Origin of the sequence: Cellulophaga geojensis KL-A (genome assembly GCF_000568425.1) — a bacterium.
In the GTDB taxonomy this organism is placed as follows: Bacteria; Bacteroidota; Bacteroidia; order Flavobacteriales; family Flavobacteriaceae; genus Cellulophaga; species Cellulophaga lytica.
On sequence record NZ_ARZX01000015.1, the window covers coordinates 17,271 to 41,367 of the forward strand.

The 24,097-nt window shown below is 33.4% G+C and carries 24 protein-coding genes; 9 read left to right on the forward strand and 15 right to left on the reverse strand.

Going from position 1 to position 24,097, the window contains the following annotated elements; translation table 11 throughout:
- Positions 1-111: 111 nt before the first annotated feature.
- From KLA_RS11515 to KLA_RS11565, 11 genes are all read right to left on the reverse strand, one after another.
- Positions 112-930 (reverse strand): hypothetical protein, encoded by an 819-nt coding sequence (locus KLA_RS11515; protein WP_034646023.1) that lies wholly within the window; start codon positions 928-930, stop codon positions 112-114.
- A gap of 165 nt (positions 931-1,095) precedes the next feature.
- The gene (locus tag KLA_RS11520) at positions 1,096-1,485 is read right to left on the reverse strand and encodes a DoxX family protein (RefSeq protein WP_034646025.1); all 390 of its coding nucleotides are present in this window, start codon (positions 1,483-1,485) and stop codon (positions 1,096-1,098) included.
- 23 nt (positions 1,486-1,508) lie between these two features.
- Positions 1,509-2,102 carry a peroxiredoxin-like family protein gene (locus KLA_RS11525; protein ID WP_235183554.1) on the reverse strand — a complete coding sequence of 198 codons (594 nt, stop codon included), beginning with the start codon at positions 2,100-2,102 and terminating at the stop codon, positions 1,509-1,511.
- Between the two features lie 133 nt (positions 2,103-2,235).
- A complete protein-coding gene (locus KLA_RS11530; RefSeq protein WP_034646027.1) occupies positions 2,236-3,408 on the reverse strand; it encodes an MFS transporter in 1,173 nt (390 codons plus the stop codon).
- Positions 3,409-3,493: 85 nt separating this feature from the next.
- The gene (locus KLA_RS11535; protein WP_034646029.1) at positions 3,494-4,006 is read right to left on the reverse strand and encodes a helix-turn-helix domain-containing protein; all 513 of its coding nucleotides are present in this window, start codon (positions 4,004-4,006) and stop codon (positions 3,494-3,496) included.
- A gap of 48 nt (positions 4,007-4,054) precedes the next feature.
- Positions 4,055-4,378: a hypothetical protein gene (locus tag KLA_RS11540; protein WP_034646031.1), complete on the reverse strand. Its 324-nt coding sequence runs from the start codon at positions 4,376-4,378 to the stop codon at positions 4,055-4,057.
- A 288-nt stretch (positions 4,379-4,666) separates the two neighbouring features.
- A complete protein-coding gene (locus KLA_RS11545; RefSeq protein WP_034646033.1) occupies positions 4,667-5,941 on the reverse strand; it encodes a hypothetical protein in 1,275 nt (424 codons plus the stop codon).
- 638 nt (positions 5,942-6,579) lie between these two features.
- Positions 6,580-7,446, reverse strand: a complete 867-nt coding sequence (locus tag KLA_RS11550) for an alpha/beta hydrolase family protein (RefSeq protein ID WP_013620496.1) — start codon at positions 7,444-7,446, stop codon at positions 6,580-6,582.
- Between the two features lie 68 nt (positions 7,447-7,514).
- Positions 7,515-8,096: a Crp/Fnr family transcriptional regulator gene (locus KLA_RS11555; RefSeq protein ID WP_034646035.1), complete on the reverse strand. Its 582-nt coding sequence runs from the start codon at positions 8,094-8,096 to the stop codon at positions 7,515-7,517.
- 286 nt (positions 8,097-8,382) lie between these two features.
- Positions 8,383-9,999 carry a phosphoenolpyruvate carboxykinase (ATP) gene (pckA, locus tag KLA_RS11560; protein ID WP_034646038.1) on the reverse strand — a complete coding sequence of 539 codons (1,617 nt, stop codon included), beginning with the start codon at positions 9,997-9,999 and terminating at the stop codon, positions 8,383-8,385.
- A gap of 68 nt (positions 10,000-10,067) precedes the next feature.
- Entirely contained in the window at positions 10,068-10,454 is a 387-nt protein-coding gene (locus KLA_RS11565; protein ID WP_034646039.1) for a DUF423 domain-containing protein, read from the reverse strand.
- Positions 10,455-10,533: 79 nt separating this feature from the next.
- Between KLA_RS11565 and KLA_RS11570 the strand changes: the two genes are divergently transcribed.
- The 6 genes from KLA_RS11570 to KLA_RS11595 all read left to right on the forward strand — a co-directional run bounded on the left by KLA_RS11570 (position 10,534) and on the right by KLA_RS11595 (position 16,005).
- The gene (locus KLA_RS11570; RefSeq protein WP_034646041.1) at positions 10,534-11,907 is read left to right on the forward strand and encodes a saccharopine dehydrogenase family protein; all 1,374 of its coding nucleotides are present in this window, start codon (positions 10,534-10,536) and stop codon (positions 11,905-11,907) included.
- A 48-nt stretch (positions 11,908-11,955) separates the two neighbouring features.
- Positions 11,956-12,426 (forward strand): Lrp/AsnC ligand binding domain-containing protein, encoded by a 471-nt coding sequence (locus KLA_RS11575; protein WP_013620492.1) that lies wholly within the window; start codon positions 11,956-11,958, stop codon positions 12,424-12,426.
- Positions 12,427-12,485: 59 nt separating this feature from the next.
- Positions 12,486-12,845 carry a hypothetical protein gene (locus KLA_RS11580; RefSeq protein ID WP_141103727.1) on the forward strand — a complete coding sequence of 120 codons (360 nt, stop codon included), beginning with the start codon at positions 12,486-12,488 and terminating at the stop codon, positions 12,843-12,845.
- Between the two features lie 236 nt (positions 12,846-13,081).
- On the forward strand, positions 13,082-13,912 hold the full coding sequence (locus KLA_RS11585) for an MbnP family protein (RefSeq protein WP_034646044.1): 831 nt from the start codon (positions 13,082-13,084) through the stop codon (positions 13,910-13,912).
- A gap of 83 nt (positions 13,913-13,995) precedes the next feature.
- On the forward strand, positions 13,996-15,024 hold the full coding sequence (locus KLA_RS11590) for a cytochrome-c peroxidase (RefSeq protein ID WP_034646045.1): 1,029 nt from the start codon (positions 13,996-13,998) through the stop codon (positions 15,022-15,024).
- 3 nt (positions 15,025-15,027) lie between these two features.
- On the forward strand, positions 15,028-16,005 hold the full coding sequence (locus KLA_RS11595) for a transporter (protein ID WP_034646048.1): 978 nt from the start codon (positions 15,028-15,030) through the stop codon (positions 16,003-16,005).
- Positions 16,006-16,149: 144 nt separating this feature from the next.
- On the opposite strand, the gene KLA_RS11600 is transcribed toward KLA_RS11595, so the two are convergent.
- The 4 genes from KLA_RS11600 to KLA_RS11615 all read right to left on the reverse strand — a co-directional run bounded on the left by KLA_RS11600 (position 16,150) and on the right by KLA_RS11615 (position 21,951).
- Complete coding sequence (locus KLA_RS11600) at positions 16,150-16,848, reverse strand: zinc metallopeptidase (RefSeq protein ID WP_013620487.1); 699 nt, start codon at positions 16,846-16,848, stop codon at positions 16,150-16,152.
- Between the two features lie 90 nt (positions 16,849-16,938).
- The gene (gene ald / locus KLA_RS11605) at positions 16,939-18,039 is read right to left on the reverse strand and encodes an alanine dehydrogenase (protein WP_034646050.1); all 1,101 of its coding nucleotides are present in this window, start codon (positions 18,037-18,039) and stop codon (positions 16,939-16,941) included.
- 163 nt (positions 18,040-18,202) lie between these two features.
- Positions 18,203-21,268, reverse strand: coding sequence for a leucine--tRNA ligase (locus tag KLA_RS11610; protein ID WP_034646051.1), 3,066 nt, complete (start codon positions 21,266-21,268; stop codon positions 18,203-18,205).
- Between the two features lie 125 nt (positions 21,269-21,393).
- Positions 21,394-21,951: a porin family protein gene (locus KLA_RS11615; protein WP_034646053.1), complete on the reverse strand. Its 558-nt coding sequence runs from the start codon at positions 21,949-21,951 to the stop codon at positions 21,394-21,396.
- A 160-nt stretch (positions 21,952-22,111) separates the two neighbouring features.
- On the opposite strand from KLA_RS11615, the gene KLA_RS11620 reads away from it, so the two are divergent.
- Genes KLA_RS11620 through KLA_RS11630 form a run of 3 tightly spaced genes read left to right on the forward strand, consistent with a single transcriptional unit; the run spans position 22,112 to position 24,090 of the window.
- Complete coding sequence (locus KLA_RS11620) at positions 22,112-22,990, forward strand: cell division protein FtsX (RefSeq protein ID WP_034646055.1); 879 nt, start codon at positions 22,112-22,114, stop codon at positions 22,988-22,990.
- A gap of 44 nt (positions 22,991-23,034) precedes the next feature.
- The gene (locus KLA_RS11625) at positions 23,035-23,301 is read left to right on the forward strand and encodes a DUF3098 domain-containing protein (RefSeq protein WP_013620482.1); all 267 of its coding nucleotides are present in this window, start codon (positions 23,035-23,037) and stop codon (positions 23,299-23,301) included.
- Positions 23,302-23,304: 3 nt separating this feature from the next.
- The gene (locus KLA_RS11630) at positions 23,305-24,090 is read left to right on the forward strand and encodes an undecaprenyl-diphosphate phosphatase (protein ID WP_013620481.1); all 786 of its coding nucleotides are present in this window, start codon (positions 23,305-23,307) and stop codon (positions 24,088-24,090) included.
- The last annotated feature ends 7 nt before the right edge of the window (positions 24,091-24,097 follow it).

Below are 24,097 nucleotides of genomic sequence, written 5' to 3' on the forward strand. Positions count from 1 at the left end.
CGGAAAAGGATGCGAGTCATTTTCCGATATTTCGGAAAGATAATTAATAAGATTGAATTTCCGGTAAGGAAATTCAGACGCAATTAATTATACACCTTGTTGGCTGCTGGTTTAACTATTTTCTTTTCTAAATTTATCAATGTTATCCATAAGATTATTCGCTTTTTCAATGTCATTATTGAGCTTATCCTTACTTCTGTAGTCTAAAGAGTAAATAGTATAAGTGGGCAATTGAGCCAAAGACATTATAAAGTCTTTATTTTCATTAAAATCATAGTTTTTAAACTCAGTTATATTTCGCAGATATTTCTTATTTATTTTGCTGTCGATTGTTAAAACATAACCAAAAGGAGGGTATGCCATTTCTGAGCATAATACAGTTTGTCTGGTATTTAAATCACCTATAGCTGAGTATTTCATATACCTTAGTCTTTCTGCTCGAGTTAGATATGTGTAAATTTGAAACTTTTCAGGTAAAATTTTACTTTCTTTATTAATTACGAATTCAGAGAGTTCTTTGAAATCATTACTAAATGAATTATCATTTATAGCCAAAAACATAGAAATTATTTGTTTCAAAATTGAGAGCGGTTCGATATTTTTAATTTCAAAATAACAAGAAGCGAACTCAGAATCAGCTAACAACTGAACTCCCGCATTAACCCATTTTACATATGCATTTACATAATTAGCTCCAAAAAAATTATTGCATTTTTCACAAAATGAATTATATCCTATTCCGCCTTGTTTCGTCTTCCCTTTAGGGATTTCTTTCATTAAATTTCGAGACTGAATGTAATCTTCGAACTTTATTGAAACATATTTAGTGTTTTTATTAAAAGCAGCTTTAGGAGGCACATGTTCATAGGATAAATTAGTTTTTATCCCGCAGATATTACAAATACCTTTTGTCATTTTATGTCTTCCCATATCATTTTTTAACTTGCAGCCAACTACTCAATAACCTCAATGTATTGCGTTTATTCCTCCAATACGGCTGTATAAATGCACATTTTAGTTTTAAGCGTTAAATTTTCCTACAATTTATAACTATTTTTTATTTTAGAAATGTAAAAACGTATATAAATAATCTTCTTATATAAACTTTATAATCAGTTGGGAAACTGCAATAAGCAGTAACGTAATAGCTAGGCTTACCAACATAGGCACAGGAGTTTCTCTTATAAAATATTCGGTAACCAACGCTCCAGCCATAGTACCAAATAGCAAAATATAGCCCGTTATTGTAGTAATGTTCCCTGCTTTTTCACTTAAAAAAACAGAAGCCAATAACACCAATGCAGTTAGCAATTCTAATGTACCGGTAAAGTGCATAAAGCCTTTGCCACTTATACCTAAAACTTCGCCAAATTGTGTAAATGATTTTACGCTTACCGCTAAGCCACGTAGTTTAGGAAGGGCAAATGTAAGCATAGCATAAGCGCTCAGTAATTTTAATCCTATTGTAATAATATTTAGTGCCATTTTAGTTTCTATTTATAGTTCAACTAAAGTGTTTTTAATACGTCTATGATTTCTGAAATTTCTGCTCTTTTACGGTAATCAGCATCAAGAAAAGCATATTGCACAATACCTTTTGCATCTATAACATAAGTAGCTGTAATAGGTAGTTCGCTACTGTCATCGCCATTGTAATTTTTTAAGCCCAATTTGTTCTGGTATATTTCAGATAGCGCATCGGTTAGTTTATACACCAGTCCGTATTGTTTGGCAATCTTGTTTCCCACATCGCTTAAAACTTCAAATTGTAAATCGTACTTTTCAGATGTGCTAAGAGATTTGTCTGGCAATTCTGGAGTTAAAGCCAAAAGATTTGCACCATATTTTTTAAATTCTGGCAGACTGTTTTGCAAGTACTGTAAGGTAATGTTACAGTACGGACACCAACCACCTCTGTACCACGTTAAAATCACAGGTCCGTTGTCTAAAACCGACTGTAAGTTGGTGCATTCTCCCAAGGCATTTTTTAATGTAAAATTGATTACTTTATCTCCAACGTTTACCGCATTTTCTAAAAATTGGGTAGCTACAATAGCCTCAAGGTTTTCAGTTGTCATTTCTTTTTTGTTCCTTGGAAGCATTGGATTCCCAAGCTGCTTGTTTTGCACTTAAAGCGTCTTGTAAATTTGTATGTTCTGTATTCATTTGTATAATTTTTAAAAAGTGAATGTGTTTATTATCAATTGAAAGCGTATTGCAATTTCAATTGGTTTTTTATTTTGATTTTTTTGAAATATGAAAAAGAAGGGCAATTGCAGCTAAAGCAAATCCAAAAATGGTAAGTCCTGTCCAGCCAAACTTGCTAATTACAGATACACCCAATGCAGAACCTGCAGATGCCCCTATGTAATAAAAAAGCATATAAATGGCATTGGCTCTACTTTGTGCATTTACATCTACCGAAAAAACACGCACCTGGTTTGGTATTTGAGAACCAAACACGCCCAAATCTAGCAGTACAATACCAATACAAAGCACCACCATATTATTTTGCCCTAATGCAAGCACCACAAAACTTACCAACACCAAACTAATGGAAACGGTCATTACCTTTCTAGCTCCAATTTTATCTGCCCATTTGCCCGCTATTTTAGCGCCAAAAATTCCGGCAGCACCAACAAACCCTAACAGACCTACTTGCTGTACCGATAACGAAAAAGGTTCTTCCATAACGTGTATAGCAATAGTTGCCCACATAGCGTTAAAGGCAGCAAACCAAAGTGCACCTACAAAAGCGGCTTCGCGTAAAAGTGGTTTGGTTTTTACCAAGGTGAACATTGATGCCAGTAACTGGTTGTATTTTAGTTTTGCCGTAGGTTTGTTTGATGGTAAGTAAACGTGTAGCACAACACCTATTATAGCGGCAATAACGGCAGCAGTTAAAAACACACTGCGCCAACCAAAATGCTCAGCTATAAATCCGCTTAAAGTTCTAGACAATAATATACCTGTGGTTAAACCCGTCATTAATGTAGCCACTACTTTGCCTTTATTCTCTGGTGTAGCTAAAGACGAACCCAGTGGCAGCAATTGTTGCGTAATATTGGCTCCCAAACCTACCACAAAAGTAGCTGCCACTAAAATGCCAAAATTTGGAGCAAAATACACGCCCAGTAATGCTATAACCAAAGTGATAGATAAGTTTCTTATCACTGTTTTTCTGTTCATTACATCACCCAAAGGGGAAATAAAAAATATAGCCATTGCATACCCAATTTGCGATGCAGAGGGTATAAAACCTAGCACACTTTCGCTAAGTCTTAATGATTCTCCAATAGACGGAATTAAAGGCTGATTGTAATATAAATTAGCTGCCGTTGCCGCAATGGCAGTTGCCATTATAAATAACAACTTATTGCTTAAAGGTTTTGTTTGTATGGTGTTCATTATACTCTTCTAATTTGTTATGGGACAAAATTAGAGCAGAACAAAACCCTGTATAAGGTGAGTATTTTAGAGAAAATGATACTTTTTAAGGTAGTTTTCTAAAAGCGGCAGGTGTAATGCCTTCGTTGTTTTTAAAAAACTTGATAAAATTGGTAGGCTCATCAAAACCCATTTCATACGCAATTTGGGCAACTGAGCTGGTAGTTTGCTGTAACAAAGCCTTAGCGCGTAAGGTCATATAGTTAGATAAGATTTTTTTAGCCGTTACTCCTGTTGCTTTTTTTACACATTCAGACAAGTAAATGGGAGTAATGTTTAATTGATCTGCATATTCTGCAATGGTTTTATATTTTGAAGTTTCTCTAAGGATTAATTCTTCAAAATTGGCTGTAATTTCTTGGTAACGTTTTAATTGCACCAATTCTGTAGCATTACCCACCACACGTTTTATTTGAAGCAAAAGTACCAGCACGTAAGAGCGTACTATTTCTACTTTATGGGAATCGTCCTTTTTAAATTCTTCATAAATGGTATCAAACAGGTTTTTAATTAAAGGTAAATCTAACTGTGATAATTTATAAGCCGGATTAGAGTTCAATTTAAAATAAGGAAACTCGTGCTGAATTTCGTATTGATGTTTTTTAGGTTAAAAGAAATCAGCCCCAAAAAGCAAGGAATAACCTTCTTCACCTGGTATACCATTGGAGGTGTGTACCGAAAATAATTGTAAAGGCGAATTAAAAGCTATTGAATTGGTTAAGTCTTCAACCTTTGTGGTTCCTATTTGCCGTTTAGATAGGTTATCTGCATAAAAATCTATAGTAAAAAATGTTTTTAAATGTGGATTGAGTGCATCAGCGGCAATTTTGCTGGTCTCGTTAAATTTAAAAATATGAAAACCAGGATGTATAGACTCACTTTTTACGTTTAAGTCTTTTAATAAGTCTGCAATGTTTAGATAGGTTTTCATAATTGTAAGTATGCTGTTTACATTGCTGTACAGGTTTGTTTTGTTAGCCGGATTAATTGCCTAATTTAGTGAATACACACCAAATTAAAAACTAACTATAGGAAATTAGTAAAGGTGATAAACTAGACGATAACGTTTAGTATTTAGCGACTTTATAATTAAACACAGACCTTTGGGTTAAACACCTAAGCCCGTATTGTTTATAGGTATTGTTATCTTTAGTTATTATTTCTATGACCTGTTTTTTGAGTCGCGATTTTCTGTCAATTTTAAAAAGGATAAAAACCACTAATATTTGCATTTTTTTTCAATCTCCAAATAAAGTGCTTCATATTTATAGCCTAGAGCTTTCAGAGAACTAACTTCTTTTAAAAAATCAGCTTTTGTTAGTGATTTAGTGCCATTTATAAACCTTTTGTTGTTTTTGGAATAACGTATTTTACCAATACCACTATTTTGATTTGTTAGTAATTTATTCCAATAACAGTTTTTAACTATAGCATAGCTTTTGTTACCTGCATTTTTTGTTGTTACTTGAGCTCCAACGTTGCCTAAACTGTTTTTTAATTCATTTGCTAATGTTTTAAAAAATACTTCATCATTTTCACTAAACTCAAGCATTCCAGAAATTACTCCTGCTATTCCTCCCACATTTTCTTTTCCAGTTATTTTTCCAATAGCACTTGTGTTTGATATTAGCCCATTAAAATTTAATTCACCTACAACACCTCCAACATTTTTTTCTCCAATAACATCACCTGTAGCATACGAATTATTAATATTGCCTTTTATAGAACCAACAATGCCTCCAACAAATTTTTTACCTTTTATATTTCCTGTTGAGTATGTTAGGTCTATAAATGAATCATATTCATGATAAATATCTCTCATTTCACCAACAATTCCACCAGCATATTCTTCAGTACAATTAATTGACCCGCTATTGTAACAATTAAAAACTAAGCTAGAAGTATCATTTCCTATAATGCCTCCAGTAGCATAATTTCCAAAAACACTCCCATTAAAGTAACAATAAAATATAGAACCAATCGAGCTTTGACCTACAATACCTCCTATTTCTCTCTTACCTTTTATAGTTGCTGAAGAAAAGCAATTATTTATAGAACCTGGACCTATTTCATTTTGACTTGATCCATTATCATAGTCGTAATCTCCTGAATTTCTACCCGCAATCCCTCCTATATTTCGCCAACCTATAACTTCACCAATGGAATTAGAATTGGTAATAATTGCTTCTTGCAAATCTCCGACTAGACCACCAACGTAACTCTTATTAGCTTCTAGTTTTCCTTTAAAAGAAGAGTAAGTTATTTTTCCACTTTTTTTTTCACCAATTAATCCCCCCAAAAAGAAATCTTCAGATTTTAGGGTTCCATTAACATGAGAATTACTAATTAAAGATTTATGGTCTTTACCAGCTAAACCCCCAACACTAGTTTTACCAGTAATGGAAATATTAACTAAATTAATACTATCTAAAGTACAATTTTCTAATGCAGAAAATAAGCCTACTTGGTCTTGTTCTGGTCTATTAATATACAAGTTAGAAATACTGTAGCCTTTTCCATTATAAGTTCCGGAAAAAGGAATCCTTTTGGAACCAATAGGCGTAAATCCAAGAGTATTTTCTTCTTTTTTAGTTTTTAAGTCAATGTTATTGGTTTGTAGGTAATTAGCACTCCACTTAAACCTTAATTTATCCTCATCATCAAGTTTGTTTTGTGATGAAGATGTATCAAATTTTAAAAATAAATTAGGGTTAGATAACCATATTAAATCTTCTTTAGAATCTATAATGTAGTAAGTTTTCCCATCAATTATTTTTTTTTCAATATCGTTATTAGAACATCCCGTTATAAAAATAATAGTTGAAAGAATGAGTAATTTTTTTTGAACATTGGTTTGATGATGTTAAAAACAATTAATATTAAAATAGGGGTAATTTCTTGAGTACAGCAGATGTATTTTTTAATTAATGCCAACGTTCAGTATAAGAAACGTAGGGCAGTTGATAAGCGATACGTTTCGGTTTGGTACTAAGCCAAATATAATATTTTGCTTTTATCTTTTTTGTTGAAAATACCAAATTTTATATTTGGCGACTTTATAAATAGACACAGACCTTTTGGTAAGCCTAAACTACCCTATGTTTTTTATACCTTGTTAGCCACTGGCTTTTATTATTCAGTTGGTAAATGCTTGTCTAAAAAATCATATACAAGATTAAAATGTTCCAAAGGTGCTATGTGCCCACCATCTATTGCTATATGTTTATTGTAATGCTTAAATTTTTTGTTTTTCAGTCTTTGGATTAATTGGTCAGACATTTCTGAAGCTGGCCATTGGTCATCGGTTTTACCTGATAATATCAATATAGCTCCGTTAATATTTTCAACTTCAATTTCAGCTTTTTTTAAAGCTTTTTTGTCTTCAAGCATCATTTTATGAGCAGTAAATAAATCTCCTTTTAATGCAGGTGAGATTGTTTTTAAAGGTGCTGGGACATAAGGAACGTCTTTTCCTTTGAAAGTCCAAGAAGAAGTGTTTGCAGACCAAGTAATTGCAGGGAAGCTTACATTCGATGTTGACATTGCAATAACAGCATTGAAATGGTCAAATCTACTAGCTAAATTTAAGACTAATTCTCCACCACGAGAACCTCCAATAAGTGCAATTTTTGATTCATTAATTTTAGAATTTTTTTTGGCAATGTTGATTATCGTATCTGAAATTGCATCAAGTGAAATTCTGTCGAGATTTTTCGGTGTTCCTTCTGAATTGAAATATCCAATAGCTAAAATCGCATAACCTTTTTGAATAAGACTGTCTCTCTTACTTTTCATATGGTTTCTATGCCAATCAATTCCACCTTCTGCACCACCAAAAGCTACAATTAAAGGTTGATTTTCAGAATCTCCTAAATATAATAGAGTTTCAACAACTCCATGTTGTTTTGATAAATTCGGTATATACGTAAATATGTAAACTATTCCTGAGATTAAAGCTAGCGTAAGGATTAATAATATTCTTTTCGTTCTTTTCTTCATTATGAGTTTTAATTTAGAGTTAAAGTTCGTGATTTAAATTATTAGAACTTTTGACCTAAATCAAATAATTACTTTTTAGCCCTAATTCTACTTAATGTTTCTTGCGTTATTCCTAAATAAGAGGCAACCATTCCTAAAGGAATACGATGATAAATCTTAGAGTAAGTTTCTTGAAAGTGATTGTATTTTTCTTTAGCAGAAGTAAATCTCATTGAGGTAATACGCTCCATAAAATGACCAAAAACTGTCCCCATTGATAAACGAGCATAACGTTCCATTTCTGGAAAATTATCAAAAAGATATACAAGGTCGTTTACATTTATAAAATAAGCTTCGGTATTTTCAATTGCATCAATATAGTAGATGTCTTTTTCTCTTTGTGTAAAGCTTCTTGGTGAATTAACCCATTCATCTATTCCTGAAAAATATTCGCTGATTTCTTTTCCATCTTTAATAAAATAAGTTCTTAAAATACCTTTACTAATGAAATAACTTTTTTTAGAAATATTGTTTGCATCTAAAACAAGTTCTCCTTTTTTAAATTCAATCGGTTTTATTCGTTTTGAAAGTTCAGATTTTAACTTTTCTGAAAGTGTAATAAACTTTTCAAAGTGGGTGTATATAATTTCCGTTTTTTCGATGTTATTCAATTTTGAGTTCGGTTGTTTCTTTAGCTTGTGGCTAACTACTCAATAACCTCAATGTATTGCGTTTATTCCTCCAATACGGCTGTATAAACGCACATTTAAGTTTTAAGCGTTTAATTTTCCTACAATTTATAATTATTTTTTTATTTTAAAAATGTAAATAAGTGATAAAGCACTTTTTTAGTATAGCTGATAAAACGTATGCTTTTAAATACAAAAAATCCAGAGAAGCTAGCTCCTCTGGATCTGTAATTAAAATTATTAAGCTGTATTAGGTACAGTGTTGTATTTAAAATGCGTAGCGTTGTGGGCCACCTCTTCTAATTTCTTCATTAGCGTAGGCTTCAAACTTTTTAAAGTTTTCGCGGAACGCGTTAGATAATTTAAAAGCTGTTTTGTAGTACTCTTCATCATTATTCCAAGTTGTTCTTGGGCTAAGTACTTCTGTAGGTACACCAGGACACTCTCTAGGTTGTGCAACACCAAATACAGAGTGTATGTGGTATTTGTCATAAGAGTATAAACCTAAGTCACCATTTAATACTGCATTAATCATAGCACGTGTGTACTTTAATTTCATACGTGTACCAACACCGTAAGGTCCGCCTGTCCAGCCAGTATTAACCAACCATACATTAACCCCAGCTTCTTGCATTTTTGCACTTAGCATTTCTGCATATTTAGTTGGGTGTAATGGCATAAATGGTGCACCAAAACAAGCAGAAAAAGATGGTACCGGCTCTACAACACCAGCTTCTGTACCTGCAACTTTTGCTGTGTAACCAGATATAAAATGGTACGCAGCTTGTGCAGGAGTTAACTTAGATATTGGAGGCAGTACACCAAAAGCATCTGCTGTTAAAAAGAATATGTTTTTAGGGTTAGTACCTATAGATGGTTCTTGTATGTTTTCTATATTATAAATAGGGTAACTAACTCTTGTATTTTGAGTAATAGAGGTGTCTGCAAAATCTACAGCGCCCTTATCATCCATTACAATATTTTCTAGAATAGCACCTTTTTTAATGGCACCAAATATTTCTGGTTCGTTTTCTGCAGATAGGTTAATTACTTTAGCGTAACAACCACCTTCAAAATTAAAAACAGAGTTTTCATTAGTCCAACCGTGCTCATCGTCACCAATTAATTTTCTGTTAGGATCTGCAGACAGGGTAGTTTTACCTGTACCCGATAATCCAAAGAAAATAGCAGTGTCACCATCTTTACCAACGTTTGCAGAACAATGCATAGGCAATGTGTCTTTGTAAACAGGTAAAATAAAGTTTAACGCAGAAAAAATACCTTTTTTAATTTCTCCTGTGTAACCAGTACCACCAATTAAAGCAATTTTTCTTGTAAAGTTTAAAATTGCAAAATTGTGTTGGCGTGTACCATCTACTTCTGGGTCTGCCATAAAACCTGGGGCATTAACAACAGTCCATTCTGGGTCAAAGCCATTTAGCTCTTCTACAGTTGGTCTTAAAAACATGTTGTAAGCAAACATATTAGACCAAGGGTACTCGTTAATAACTCTAATGTTTAACTTGTAATCTTTATCAGCGCATGCATAAGCATCTCTTACATAAAGTTCTTTTTCGTTTAGATAATCAATCACTTTATCATAAAGTGCATCAAATTTATCTGGTGCAAAAGGAATGTTAATATCTCCCCACCAAACTTTGTCAGCAGTTACATCATCCTTTACAATAAATCTATCCATAGGAGATCTACCTGTAAATTCGCCAGTATTAATTGCTAAAGCTCCAGAAGAAGCTTCTTTACCCATACCTTTATCTAAAGTTATTTTGTGCAATTCTGACGGAGATAATTGATAATTAATGTCAGTGCTTGTAATACCATATTCCTCCAACGAAATCGTTTTCGTGTCTGGACTATAAGTGCTCATAGTTTTAGTTTTTTTGTTAATGCAAAGCTAAAAAAATTTTGCAGTTATATAGTTTAATTGTCAAATGTTTAGTTAAAATGTTTAAAAATACGATAACCCAATAAAAACCATCCAATTATTAAAAATAATCCACCAATTGGAGTTGCAAGTGCTATAGATTTTGCATTAAATCCTAAAATTGTATCAATACTTAAAATATATATAGAAAAACTAAACAGAAAAATACCTATTACCAAAACGTAAAAAATTTGCTTTTTATGCTTTTCTGTAAGTTTTGGTAGTACACCTAAAATCAACAATAAAAGTGCGTGGTACATTTGGTATTGTGTTCCTGTTTTGTATGATGCTATTGCTTTAGCATCTACCAAATTCTCTAATCCGTGTGCACCAAAGGCTCCAAAAATTACTGCAGTAAAGCCAAAAAATACTCCAGCACTTAAAATTGTTTTGTTCATAACAAAAAACGTTTGTAAATTTATAAATGTAACAAAACTGATCATTGTATCAGTATCACAACCAAAAGTAATAAAACATATGTTAAGACAAATACTTGTATTAGGTGCCGGAAAATCTACCGCTTATTTATTAGATTATTTACTAGAAAAAGCTGCTGAAGAAAGCTTACATATTACTATTGCAGATTTACAACCACAAAATATAGCGCCACATATAGCAAATCATCAGGCTTGTAGTGTAGTTGGTTTAGATATTTTTAATATAGAAGAAAGACAAAAACTGGTACAAAAGGCAACCTTAGTAATATCTATGTTGCCAGCAAGTTTACACATACAAGTAGCTAAAGATTGTGTTAGTTTTAAAAAACATTTGGTTACAGCATCTTATGTTAGTGATGAGTTACTTGGTTTAAATAAACAGGTAAAAGACAACAAGCTTGTTTTTATGAACGAGATTGGCCTAGATCCTGGTATAGACCATATGAGTGCTATGCAAGTAATAGACAGTATTAGAGAAAAAGGAGGTAAAATGTTGTTGTTTGAGTCTTTTACAGGTGGTTTGGTTGCGCCGGAGAGCGATACTAATTTGTGGAACTATAAATTTACTTGGAACCCAAGAAACGTAGTGGTTGCTGGGCAAGGTGGTGCGGCAAAATTTATACAAGAAGGCACCTATAAATATATACCTTATAATAAACTGTTTAGAAGAACAGAGTTTTTTAATGTAGAAGGTTTTGGTAGGTTTGAGGGGTATGCAAACAGAGATTCTTTAAAATACAGAGAAGCGTATGGTTTGCAAGATGTGCTTACCTTATACAGAGGCACTATGCGCCGCGTTGGTTTTTCTAAGGCGTGGAATATGCTTGTAGAATTAGGAATGACAGATGATAGCTATACTATTGAAAACTCTGAGAATATGAGCTACAGGGCATTTACAAATTTATTTTTACCGTACTCACCAACAGATTCTGTAGAGCTAAAACTACGCCATTACTTAAAAATAGATCAAGATGATGTAATGTGGGGCAAGTTGTTAGAACTACATCTTTTTGACGACACCAAATTTATAACACTTAAAAATGGGACGCCAGCACAAATACTACAGCAAATTTTAGAACAAAGCTGGACACTAGATAAGGATGATAAAGATATGATTGTGATGTACCATAAATTTGGGTACAGCCTTAACGGAGAAAACAAGCAAATAGATTCTAATATGGTTGCTTTGGGTAAAAACCAAACGCATACAGCTATGGCAAAAACTGTTGGTTTACCGGTAGCAATGGCAGCTCTGTTAATTTTAAATAACAAAATAAAAACTTACGGTGTACAAATACCTATTACCAAAGAGGTGTATGACCCTATTTTAAAAGAATTACAGAATTTTGGGATTGTATTTAAAGAGTATAACACAGAATATAAAGGATACAATTCTGCTAAACTACATAGTTAACATTTAACGCTATTTAAGTATATTTACAGTTAATTTATAGCTAAACTTATGAAATTTGATAACGATAGAATAAAAATTGACGGAATAGACAAAAAAATTATAAGGTATCTTATGCAAGATGCTCGTAAGCCTATTTTAGAAATTGCTCGTAAAATAGGAATTTCTGGTGCAGCTATCCATCAACGTTTACGTAAGTTAGAAACATCTGGACTAATGTCTGGTTCTAAGTTTGTTATTAACCCAAAAGTTTTAGGGTATACTACAATGGCATACATTGGTATTTTTTTAGATAAGGCAATGAGCAACCCAAAGGCTGTTAAGGAGCTAGAGAAAATTCCAGAGGTTTTAGAGTGCCACTATACTACAGGCAACTGGTCTATTTTAATAAAAGTGTTGTGTAAAGATAATGAGCATCTTATGCATGTTTTAAATAAAGAAATACAGCAAATACAAGGTGTTTCTAGAACCGAAACTTTTATTTCTTTAAACCAGCAAATAGATAGGCAAATACAAATATAATTGTAGCTATTTATGACAAATGTTCTAGGTTTAATTTTTTTTAATTGTAAATTTGCGGCGTGAAACAGACCTTACTCATAATTGCAATTGTTATTTGCTTAAAGCCAATATTTCCGTTTATGGAGTATGTGGTTAATTATGACTATATTTCTAAAGTACTGTGTATTAACCAAGATAAACCAGAACTAGAATGTAATGGTAAATGTGCGTTAATGAAATCTATAGAAAAATCTACGCAAGAAGAACACAATGAGCAGGCTGTTGTAAAGTCAGAATTTCAGTTGTTATTTCATCAAAATAACCAAGATGTTTTTGTAAGCACACAAATTTCACCTCAAAAAAAATCAAAAATACTTTCTGCAGAGAGTAACTATCATTTTAAATCGGTTTTTAGCCTTTTACGTCCTCCTATTTCTTAAATTTTATTAGTTAAGCTTATTGTTTGTGTTGCTTTTTCAGTTTTTATTGAAAAATCATCATTTGTTGTGCTGTTTTTTAATCAGCCTATAGCTTAACAACGTCTCAGTTTATTTTATTAAAAAAATAATTCAGGTGATTCTTTTCTTAAGTATTCACGCCTTTATTTTAATTCTTTTTTATAAGCTAAACATCTAATAAAATCACATAAAAAATAAGGAAATAGTAAAAATTTAAAATGAAAACAAAATTTTTAAAATCGATAGTAATAAGTTTTAGTTTAATTGCATTGGCATCTTGCTCATCTGATGATGACGGAGAAATGGACAATGTTAACCCAGGACAAGTTACACTAGAATTTGATAATGGTTTTGCAGGAAACAATTTAATAATAGGTAATGCTAATACAGAAAATGCTAATGGTGAGGCCTTAACCGTATCTCGTTTAAATTACATAGTAAGTAATATTGTTTTAATAGATGAGGATGGTATGGAGTACACTTACCCAAAAGAAAGTAGCTACTTTATTATTAGTGAAGATTCTAATGATGAGTTGGCAGACAATACAAAAGTAGTTTTAGAAGATGTGCCAGCAGGTACATACACAGCTGTTAAATTTGGTATTGGTGTAGATAAAGAAAAGTACAACCAGGGATTAAGCGGAGCAGGAGAGTTTTGGGATGCTGCTGGTGAGTATGACATGACGTGGTCTTGGGCAGCAGGTTACAAGTACATTAATTTTGAAGGTACTTACACATCTAACACAACTACAGATGAGCAGTTCTGGGTACACTTAGGTAGAGCTAGTGATGAGGTTACAAACTATACAGAAACTACTATAGAGGTGCCTTCTGGTTCTGCAATTATTGTAAATGAAGTAATGGCTCCAGAAGTACATATTATTACAGATGCAAATCAACTTTTAACAGCTACTGAGGTTGTAAGTTTAGAGGCATATGACAATGCTATAATGGGTGGCGAAGGTGCAGTGAAAGTGGCAACTAATGTGCCGTTAGCATTTAAAATAGATCATGTACACAACAACGAAGCTGGTAACAGCAGTCACTAATTAATAATTGTGTGTTGCAGGCCTGGTTTTAGTTTTGGTTTTAGCTGGGCTTGTGGCACCTATTATTTCTTTTTTTAGTTGTAATGAAAAAAATTAGCTTCTTTTTGGTTGTAATGGCTTTTGTAAGTTGCCAGAGTGATGATGATGGGTATACTAATATTCCGGTAGAGTTAGAGGTGCCTGCTCATTTCCCTGAAGTAACTTATAATTTAGCTCACAATCCGTTAACAAAAAACGGAATAGAACTTGGCCGTAAATTGTTTTATGAAGGTGCAGTGTCTTCTACAGGTACGGTTTCATGTGGTACTTGTCATGAACAAAAATATGCGTTTACTCATCACGGACATACATTTAGTCATGGCGTAAACGATTTAGAAGGGACAAGAAATACACCTCCTGTACAAAATATGGCTTTTTTAGAAAATTTTGCTTGGGATGGTGCAACGGGTCATTTAGATCTTTTTCCTGTAATTCCTATTACTACAGAGGTAGAAATGGATGAGACCTTAGAAAATGTGATAGCAAAGCTGAAAAATAAACCGGACTACAAAGCACTTTTTGCTGCGGCTTTTGAAGATGGTGAGGTAAATTCTGAAAATTTTTTGTTAGCGTTGTCACAGTTTATGGTCACTATGATTTCTGCAGATGCTAAGTATGATAAGTACATAAATAACCAAGTGCAACTAACAGAGATAGAACAGCAAGGTTTGGTACTTTTTGAGCAAAAATGTGCTAGTTGTCACGCTACAGCATTATTTTCTGATGGTAGTTTTAGAAATAATGGTTTGCAACCCAATACCAAATTAAATGATTTAGGTAGGAGTGTAGTAACTGGTTTTGCAGAGGACAATTATAAGTTTAAAGTGCCCAGCCTTAGAAATATTGCGGTTACTGCACCGTATATGCATGATGGTAGATTTGGGTCTTTAGAGGCGGTACTTGCTTTTTATGATAGTGGAGTTGTAGACTCGCAAACCTTAGATCCTTTATTGCGTAGTGGTGAGAGATTGGGTATTGCTACAACAGCAGAGGAAAGGGTGGCAATTATTGCCTTTTTAAACACCCTTACAGATAATACTTTTTTAACGGACGAACGATTTTCAGAAAAATAGAATATGAAAAATTTAACAATAATAACGTGTCTATTGGTTGCGTGTAATGCGTTTGCAATGCATAAAACAGAACCAACAGACAGTTTGCCAGCAACAGCAACAACAAAGCATTACGTTTTTGAAGACTTTTGCGATACTTGTGGCTGTAGTGGTAATGGTGGTAGTATGGGGTTTGGTACTGGTTTAGACACCAATTTTGCAGGTGTGCGTTACATATCTCAAAGTTACAGGTCTAGAGATGGTATATTTAACAATTCACCTTGGATAGATGAAAACTTTAATACATTACAGGCTTGGGGTAGAATACCTTTGGGTAAGCGTTTTTTAGTTAACGCTATAGTTCCTTATCATTTTCATAATAGAGAGTTTGCAAATGAGTCTTCTCAAAATATTGATGGTTTGGGAGATATTACATTGCTGGGGTTTTATAAAATTTTAGCAAAGCAAGATAGTATTATGGTTGTTGGTCCGCAGCACTCTTTACAAGTTGGTGGTGGAGTAAAAATGCCAACCGGTAGTTTTGATAGGGCTAATAATACCGGAAGTGTAAACACTAGTTTTCAATTAGGAACCGGAAGTTGGGATTATGTTACTGCAGTTAATTACGGACTTACACATAACAATTGGGGGATGTCTGCAATGGTAAATTATACGTTTAAAACAAAAAACACTAAAGATTATCAGTTTGGTAATCAGTTAAACTATGGTTTAAATACTTATAAAACATATTACTTGTCTAATGATTTTGCATTAACGCCTGCAGTTGGTGTTAGTGGAGAAAATTATGATGAAGATGAGTCTTACGGATTAACAGTGTTAAACACAGGAGGTAATGTTTTTTTTGGAAAATTTAGTGTAGAGGCTAGTTACAAAACATACTCGTTAGGGGTAACTACAATGTTGCCAATAGATCAAGATTTAAATAATGGTAAGGTTGAGGTAAAAAATAGATTGTCTTTGTACCTAAACATAAACATTTAGCAACGCATAATTGGGCGTAATGTATAACGCTAACTACAGTTAGTTCTAATGGTTTGGGGGAATTTTTTAGAACGTCATTATGTCCAATAAAAAAGGGTGTCTTTAAGTAGACACCCTTTTTGCTTTTTGTATTTTTTATAAAAATTAATCTCGTCCAAATACTTGGTAAGCCCAATACACTAATGATGCTAAAGCACCTAAAGCAGCTACAAGATATGTTCTGGCAGCCCATTTTAATGCGTCTTCTGCGCCAGCATATTCTTCTTGGCTAAGCATATTTTTGTTTTTTAACCAAGCTAATGCACGGTTACTAGCATCGTATTCTACTGGTAAAGTAACAAAACTAAACAATGTGGCAAAGCCCATCATTACCAAACCGGCAACTGCTATCCAAAATCCTACACCGCCAGCAACACCAGATACCGCCATTAGAACAACACCACCATAAACTACCCATTGAGACATACTTGATGTTACACTAACAACTGGCACTAATTTAGAACGCATTGTTAGCCATTGGTAAGCTGTAGCGTGTTGCACAGCGTGTCCGCATTCGTGTGCAGCAACTGCAGCAGCAGCAGCATTACGTTGGTTGTAAACACCTTCACTAAGGTTTACGGTTTTGTTTGCTGGGTTATAATGGTCTGTAAGCATACCAGGGGTAGAGATAACTTTTACGTCTCTAATACCATTATCTGCCAACATTTTTTCTGCTATTTCTGCGCCACTCATACCGTTGCGCAATTGTACTTTAGAGTACTTTTTAAATTTGCTTTTTAGCCTGTTGCTAACAATCCAGCTCACTAAAGCAACTGCACCTATAATAATATAATATGTATACATAGTTTGTGTTTTAAAAAATAAATATAACAATTAAAAAGCAAAAACCTCGCCAAATTTAGCGAGGTTTATTTTACTGACAGTTGTTTGTATTTATGCTAATGCTTCTTCCCAGCCAAAAGCTTCAATAATTTCATTGTAAACTATTTTTCCTGATACAATGTTTAAACCTTTGTGTAAAGAGGCATCTTGTTCACAAGCTGCTTGCCACCCTAAGTTGGCTAGTTTTAAGGTGTATGGCAGTGTTACATTGGTTAATGCCATTGTAGATGTGTATGGTACAGCTCCTGGCATATTAGCTACAGAGTAGTGTACAACATCATCTATAATGTAAATTGGATCTTGGTGGGTAGTTGGTTTGGTAGTTTCTACACAGCCTCCTTGGTCTACAGCAACATCTACTATTACAGTACCTGGTTTCATTTCTTTTAGCATATCTCTGGTGATAAGGTTTGGAGCTTTAGCACCTTTTAAAAGCACACCGCCAATAATAAGATCATGTGTTTTTATGTGTTTTCTAATATTAAACTCGTTAGAAAATTCTGTTGTAACGTGTGGTGGCATTACATCATTAACATAACGTAAGCGTTTCATGTTTACATCTAGTATGGTGACGTGTGCGCCCAAACCAGCTGCCATTTTAGCAGCTTGTACGCCAACAACACCAGCGCCTAAAACCAAAACTTTACCCGGAGCAACACCAGGTACGCCACCTAAAAGTACACCTCTACCTTTAACTGGTTTCTCTAAGTATTTTGCACCTTGTTGTATTGCCATTCTTCCTGCAACTTCAGACATTGGAGTTAGTAGTGGCAAAGTGCCGTCATTGTCTTCAACAGTTTCGTAAGCAATACATATGGCTTTTTGCTTAATCATTGCTTTAGTTAGTGCTTCACTAGATGCAAAATGAAAATATGTAAATAAAATTTGTCCTTCTCTTATAAGGTTGTATTCCTCTTCTATAGGTTCTTTTACCTTTACAATCATATCACTCATTGCGTACACTTGAGCAATAGTGTCTAAAATAGCTGCGCCAGCTTGCTGGTAATCTTCATTGCTAAAACCACTGCCTAAACCAGCTCCAGACTGTACATAAACAGTATGGTTATTTTTTGTCAATTCAAAAACCCCACCTGGTGTCATACCAACTCGGCTTTCGTTATTTTTAATTTCTTGAGGAATACCAACAATCATAATTAACTATTTTAGATTTTGGTGCTAAATTAAATTAATTATTAAAAGTATTTCTAATTAATCGATAAAAATAAGGGGTGTGAGGTTAAAATAATCACTTTTAATAAAAACACCCCTGTAAAAACAGGGGTGTATGTAAAATTAAATTGATTTTTTTGTGTTATTACCCCACGATATTTATAATTTTTCCAGGAACTATAATTATTTTTTTAGGTTCGCGACCTTGTAATTGAGCAATAGTTTTTTCGTGTGCCATTACTGTAGCTTCAATTTCATCTTTAGATAAGTCTAAAGGTAACTCTAGTTTAAATCGCATTTTACCATTAAAAGAAACAGGATATTCTTTACTGCTTTCTACAAGGTGTGATGCATCAAACTTAGGAAAAGGAGCTGTAGCAATAGAAGTGTTGTGTCCTAGTTGCTGCCATAACTCTTCTGCTATATGCGGAGCGTAAGGAGAAACTAAAATAGCTAAGGCTTCTAAAATTTCTTTGCTAGTACATTTTTGACTAGACAACTCGTTTACGCAAATCATAAATGTAGATACAGATGTGTTAAAAGAAAAGTTCTCTATGTCTTCTGCAACCTTTTTAATGGTTTTGTGTAATGTTTTTAAATTGTCTTTTGTTGGTGCAGCATCTGTAAATTTAGCGCCATTATCATCTAAATATAAACGCCATAATTTTTTTAAGAAACCGTGTGTACCTGTAATACCAGCAGTGTTCCAAGGTTTAGATTGCTCTAGTGGGCCTAAAAACATCTCGTACAAACGCAAGCTGTCTGCGCCATATTCTTCACAAATACTATCTGGACTAACCACATTGTATTTGGATTTAGACATTTTTTCTACCTCACGACCAACAATATATTTGTCATTGTCACCATCAATAACTTCACCGTTTTCTCCAATAAAAATAGCGTCTTTATATTCTTCTCTCCAGTTTTTAAAAGCTTCAATATTTAATTCATCAGAAGCATTTACAAAAGAAACATCTGCGTGAATAGGTAAAATTGACTTTAATCCAAATGTTATTTCTTCAGTATTTAAACTTGTTTTCTGAAATAAAGAATCTCTAAATAAATTTAAACCTTTGCTTTCAATTTTTAAATCAATAGTATCATTTAAAAAACCATCTCTTCTCATAGGGATTTCAAAAGCTTGATCTAAATTATTTTCTGAATATATTTGTTGCAACTCGTTAATTAATGCTGATGATAAATATACCTTATCTAAATTTTCTCCGATTTCTGTTTTTCCAAAGTCTTTTCCTCCTGAAAATCCAAGAAGTACTCTATAAACAAAAGCACTCGTACCTGTAATCATTCCTTGGTTAATCAGTTTTTTAGCAAACTCATTTTTAGGAACAACGCCTTTATCAAACAAAAATTTCTGCCAAAAACGTGCATATAATAAGTGACCGGTTGCGTGCTCACTACCACCAATATATAAATCTACATCTTGCCAATAGTTAATAGCATCATCAGAAAATATGGCATCTGTATTATTAGGGTCCATATAGCGGTTAAAGTAAAAACTACTACCTGCCCAACCTGGCATTGTGTTTAACTCTAACGGAAATATAGTTTCATTGTTAATTTTACTATTGTCTACAACTTTATTTTCTTTAGTACACCAAGCCCAAACGTTAGCATTACCTAGTGGTGGTTCGCCAGTTTCTGTTGGTAAGTATTTTTCTACCTCTGGTAAGGTAATAGGTAAATGTTTAGCGTCTATCATTTGTGGCATACCATTTACATAATACACAGGAAAAGGTTCTCCCCAGTAACGTTGTCTGCTAAAAACAGCATCTCGCAAGCGGTAGTTAATTTTACCTTTACCGTGTCCTATTTTTTCTAGCTCGTAAATGGCTAGTTTCATTGCTTTTTTGTACGGTAAACCGTTTAGGAAATCTGAATTGGTAATTATAGTTTTGTCTTTATCTGCGTGTGCTTCTTCAGATATATCTACGCCTTCAAAAACATTAGGAATAGGAATATTAAAATGTTTAGCAAAATCATAATCGCGTTGGTCACCACAAGGTACAGCCATTACTGCTCCGGTACCGTAGCCCGCTAATACGTAATCTCCAATCCAAATAGGAATAGGTTTTTTTGTAAAAGGGTGTTCTGCATAGGCACCCGTAAATGCGCCAGAAATAGTTTTTACATCTGCCATACGCTCGCGCTCACTACGTTTTGCAGTTGCTTGTATGTAAGCATCTACTTCTGCTTTTTGTTCTGGAGTAGTAATGGTTGCTACTAGCTCATGTTCTGGAGCAAGAGTCATAAAACTAACACCAAAAATAGTATCTGGGCGAGTGGTAAAAACATCTATTTGCTCTTTATGATTTTTTACATTAAAAGTAACAGATGCACCTTGACTCCTCCCAATCCAGTTTGTTTGTGAGTCTTTTAAAGGTTGTGGCCAGTCTATGGTATTTAAATCGTCTAACAAACGTTGTGCGTAAGCAGAAATACGCATACTCCACTGTGTCATTTTTTTACGAATAACAGGATGTCCGCCACGTTCTGATACTCCGTTTATAATTTCATCATTAGCCAATACTGTTCCCAAAGCAGGGCACCAGTTAACTTCGGTTTCTGCTAAGTATGTTAGCCTGTACTGTAATAAAATTTCTTGTTGTTTTTTAGTGTCAAATGCGTTCCATTCATCAGCAGTAAAAACACTAATATCATCATCAGAAACAGCATTTACGGTTGCGTTTCCTTCTTTTTCAAACAAAGTAACAAGTGTAGAAATATCTTCAGCCTTATTGGTGTTGTTATTGTACCAAGAGTTAAATAGCTGAATAAAGATCCACTGTGTCCATTTGTAATAATCAGGGTTAGAGGTACGTACTTCACGACTCCAGTCAAAAGAAAAACCAATTTTATCTAGTTGTTCTCTGTACCTGTTTATATTAGTTTTGGTAGTAATTGCAGGGTGTTGCCCTGTTTGTATAGCATACTGTTCTGCTGGTAAGCCAAAAGAATCGTACCCCATTGGGTGTAAAACATTATACCCTTGGTGTCTTTTGTAACGAGCATAAATATCACTGGCAATATACCCAAGTGGGTGGCCAACGTGTAACCCAGCACCAGACGGGTAAGGGAACATATCTAAAACATAAAATTTTTCTTTATCAGAATTATTTTCTGCTTTAAAAGTTTGGTTTTCTGCCCAATATTTTTGCCATTTGGCTTCAATTTCTTTAAAATCGTAGTTCATATGCTTGTCTTCTGCTATTTAGAATGGGGCAAATTTAAGAATTACAAGCCAAACAGCCTACTATTGCTTTTACTAGTATGTAAAAACTTAAACACCCTGCAAAACAAGGTGTTTAATGATATTTTTTAGAAGATATAGCCTAATGAAATTTGTAGCACGCCGTTTTTAATATCTGGGTTTTCTGCAACTGTAGTAATGCCAAAATTATACCTTGCTTCTGTAAAAATACCAGCACCTAAATTAAGTCCAAAACCAGTGTTAAAACCAAAATCTACACTTTTGGCATCTGTATCTAAAGTGCCAATATTGTCGTCATAAAAAACAGCTTTATCAGAAACTAAAAAAGAAACCTGTGGACCGGCTTGTAAAAAGAACTTAGGTAATACGTTGTATTTAAATTGAATAGGAATAGATATGTAGTCTAATTTTGCTTTGTACAGACTGTTTAAATCTGCACCTTGCCTAGAGTACAGTAGCTCTGGTTGAATATTTAGCTTTTCTGAAATTTCGATTTGAGTAAAGAAACCAGCGTGAAAAGTAACAAGGCTATTTTTGTCTTGATTGTTGCCGTACAAATTAGAAACATTTAAACCTGCTTTTGCGCCATAATTTATTTTTTGAGCAATGGCATTACTGCTATAAACAAAAAGAGCTGCTAAAAGTAAAAAGGTAGTTTTTTTCATAATTATATGTTTTTTGTTTTGTAGGATTTTACAACTACTATGCCAAAAAGTGTTAATTTACAATAAGCTTATTCTTGTTTTTTGTAGATTACTAATTACAAATACCTTTAAAATGTATTATTACAAATTACTTTACTATTTTTACGTATTGTTATAAGTTATGAGTAAATCTTTTGAACGTTATCAAAAAAGGAAGTTAATTTCCTCCTATTTTTCTGTAGTGCTTAGTATAGCCTTAGTGTTGTTTTTGCTAGGTGTGCTAGGTTTGTTGGTGCTTAATACCAAAAAAATGGCAGATCATTTTAAAGAGCAAATTACGGTTTCTGTATTTTTGAAGGATGAGGCTAAACAGGTAGAAATAGACCAATTGCAAAAAAGTTTAGCTATGGCAGACTATACAAAGCAAGCAGTATTTGTGTCTAAAGAGGAAGCTGCAGAACAACATACAGAAGCTATTGGTGAAAATTTTATAGAGTTTTTAGGATATAATCCTTTAAAGAACTCTATAGATGTACAACTTAAAGCAGATTTTGTATCTCCTACGCAAATAGAAGAAATAGCAGAAGCCATACAAGAAAAAGACTATGTAGAAGAGGTTAGTTATGATAAGCCTTTGATATCATTATTAAATGATAATGTTAAAAAAATTAGTTTATGGATTTTGGTAGCTAGCGGAATATTTGCATTTATTGCATTTTTGTTAATTAACAGCTCTATACGCCTGTCTGTTTACTCTAAACGTTTTATTATAAAAACAATGCAAATGGTTGGGGCTACAAAGCGTTTTATACGTAGACCATTTTTATGGACAAACATAAAATTGGGTATGTTGGGAGCCTTAATTGCAATGATAGGTTTGGCGGTGACTATATATTACGTAAACGATTTTTTTCCGGAGTTAACACTGCTTAAAGACCCAACAACTTTAGCGTTGCTTTTTGCAGCTATTTTTGTTTTAGGCGTCTTAATTTCGTTTATAAGTACATTTTTAGCTACACAACGTTTCTTAAATCTTAGGACAGACGATTTATATTATTAGATTTGCACTGTTAAAAATTAAACAAGGATTAAATTTTTTACAAAATGAAAAAAAATAATAGCACCACAGAAGAAAGCTCTAAAAAAGAATTTATTTTTCAGAAAAAGAATTACATTTTTATGGCTATTGGCCTAGTTTTTCTTACACTGGGTTTTGTTTTAATGAGTGGTGGTGGTAGTGATGATCCTAATGTTTTTAATCCTGAAATATATAATTTTAGAAGAATTCGCCTAGCACCAACTTTGGTGCTAATAGGTTTAGGCATAGAGGTGTATGCCATTTTGTTAAATCCGCACAAGAAGAAAAACTAAATTTTGGACATATTACAAGCAATTATTTTAGCAATTGTAGAAGGTATAACTGAGTATTTACCAGTATCATCTACAGGGCATATGATTATAGTTTCTTCTTTTTTTGGTATTGCCCAAGAAGAATTTACAAAATTATTTACCATAGTAATACAATTAGGAACCATACTATCTGTAGTTGTACTTTACTTTAAGCGCTTTTTTCAGAGTGTAGATTTTTATTTAAAACTATTGGTAGCATTTATACCTGCAGTAGTTTTAGGGTTGTTGTTGAGTGATGTAATAGACTCATTACTAGAAAACCCGTTAACAGTAGCCATATCCTTAGTAATAGGTGGTGTTATTTTATTACGAGTAGACCATTGGTTTGCGGACTCTGAAGAAAAAGAAATTACGTATTTAACCGCATTAAAAATTGGTTTTTTTCAGTGCTTGGCTATGATACCAGGAGTTAGTAGAAGTGGTGCAAGTATAGTGGGTGGTATGTCTCAAAAACTATCTAGAACTGTAGCGGCAGAGTTTAGTTTTTTTTTAGCAGTACCTACAATGTTAGGCGCAACATTAAAAAAGAGTTACGACTTTTATAAGCTAGGGTACACCTTAACAGGAGAGCAAATTAACTTGTTAATAATTGGTAATGTAGTTGGTTTTTTAGTTGCACTATTAGCCATAAAAACATTTATAGGGTATTTAAGTAAACACGGTTTTAAAATGTTTGGTTATTACCGTATTGTAGTTGGGTTGGCTATATTAGCAATTCATTACTTTGTACACCCGTTAATAATAATCTAATTTTTAT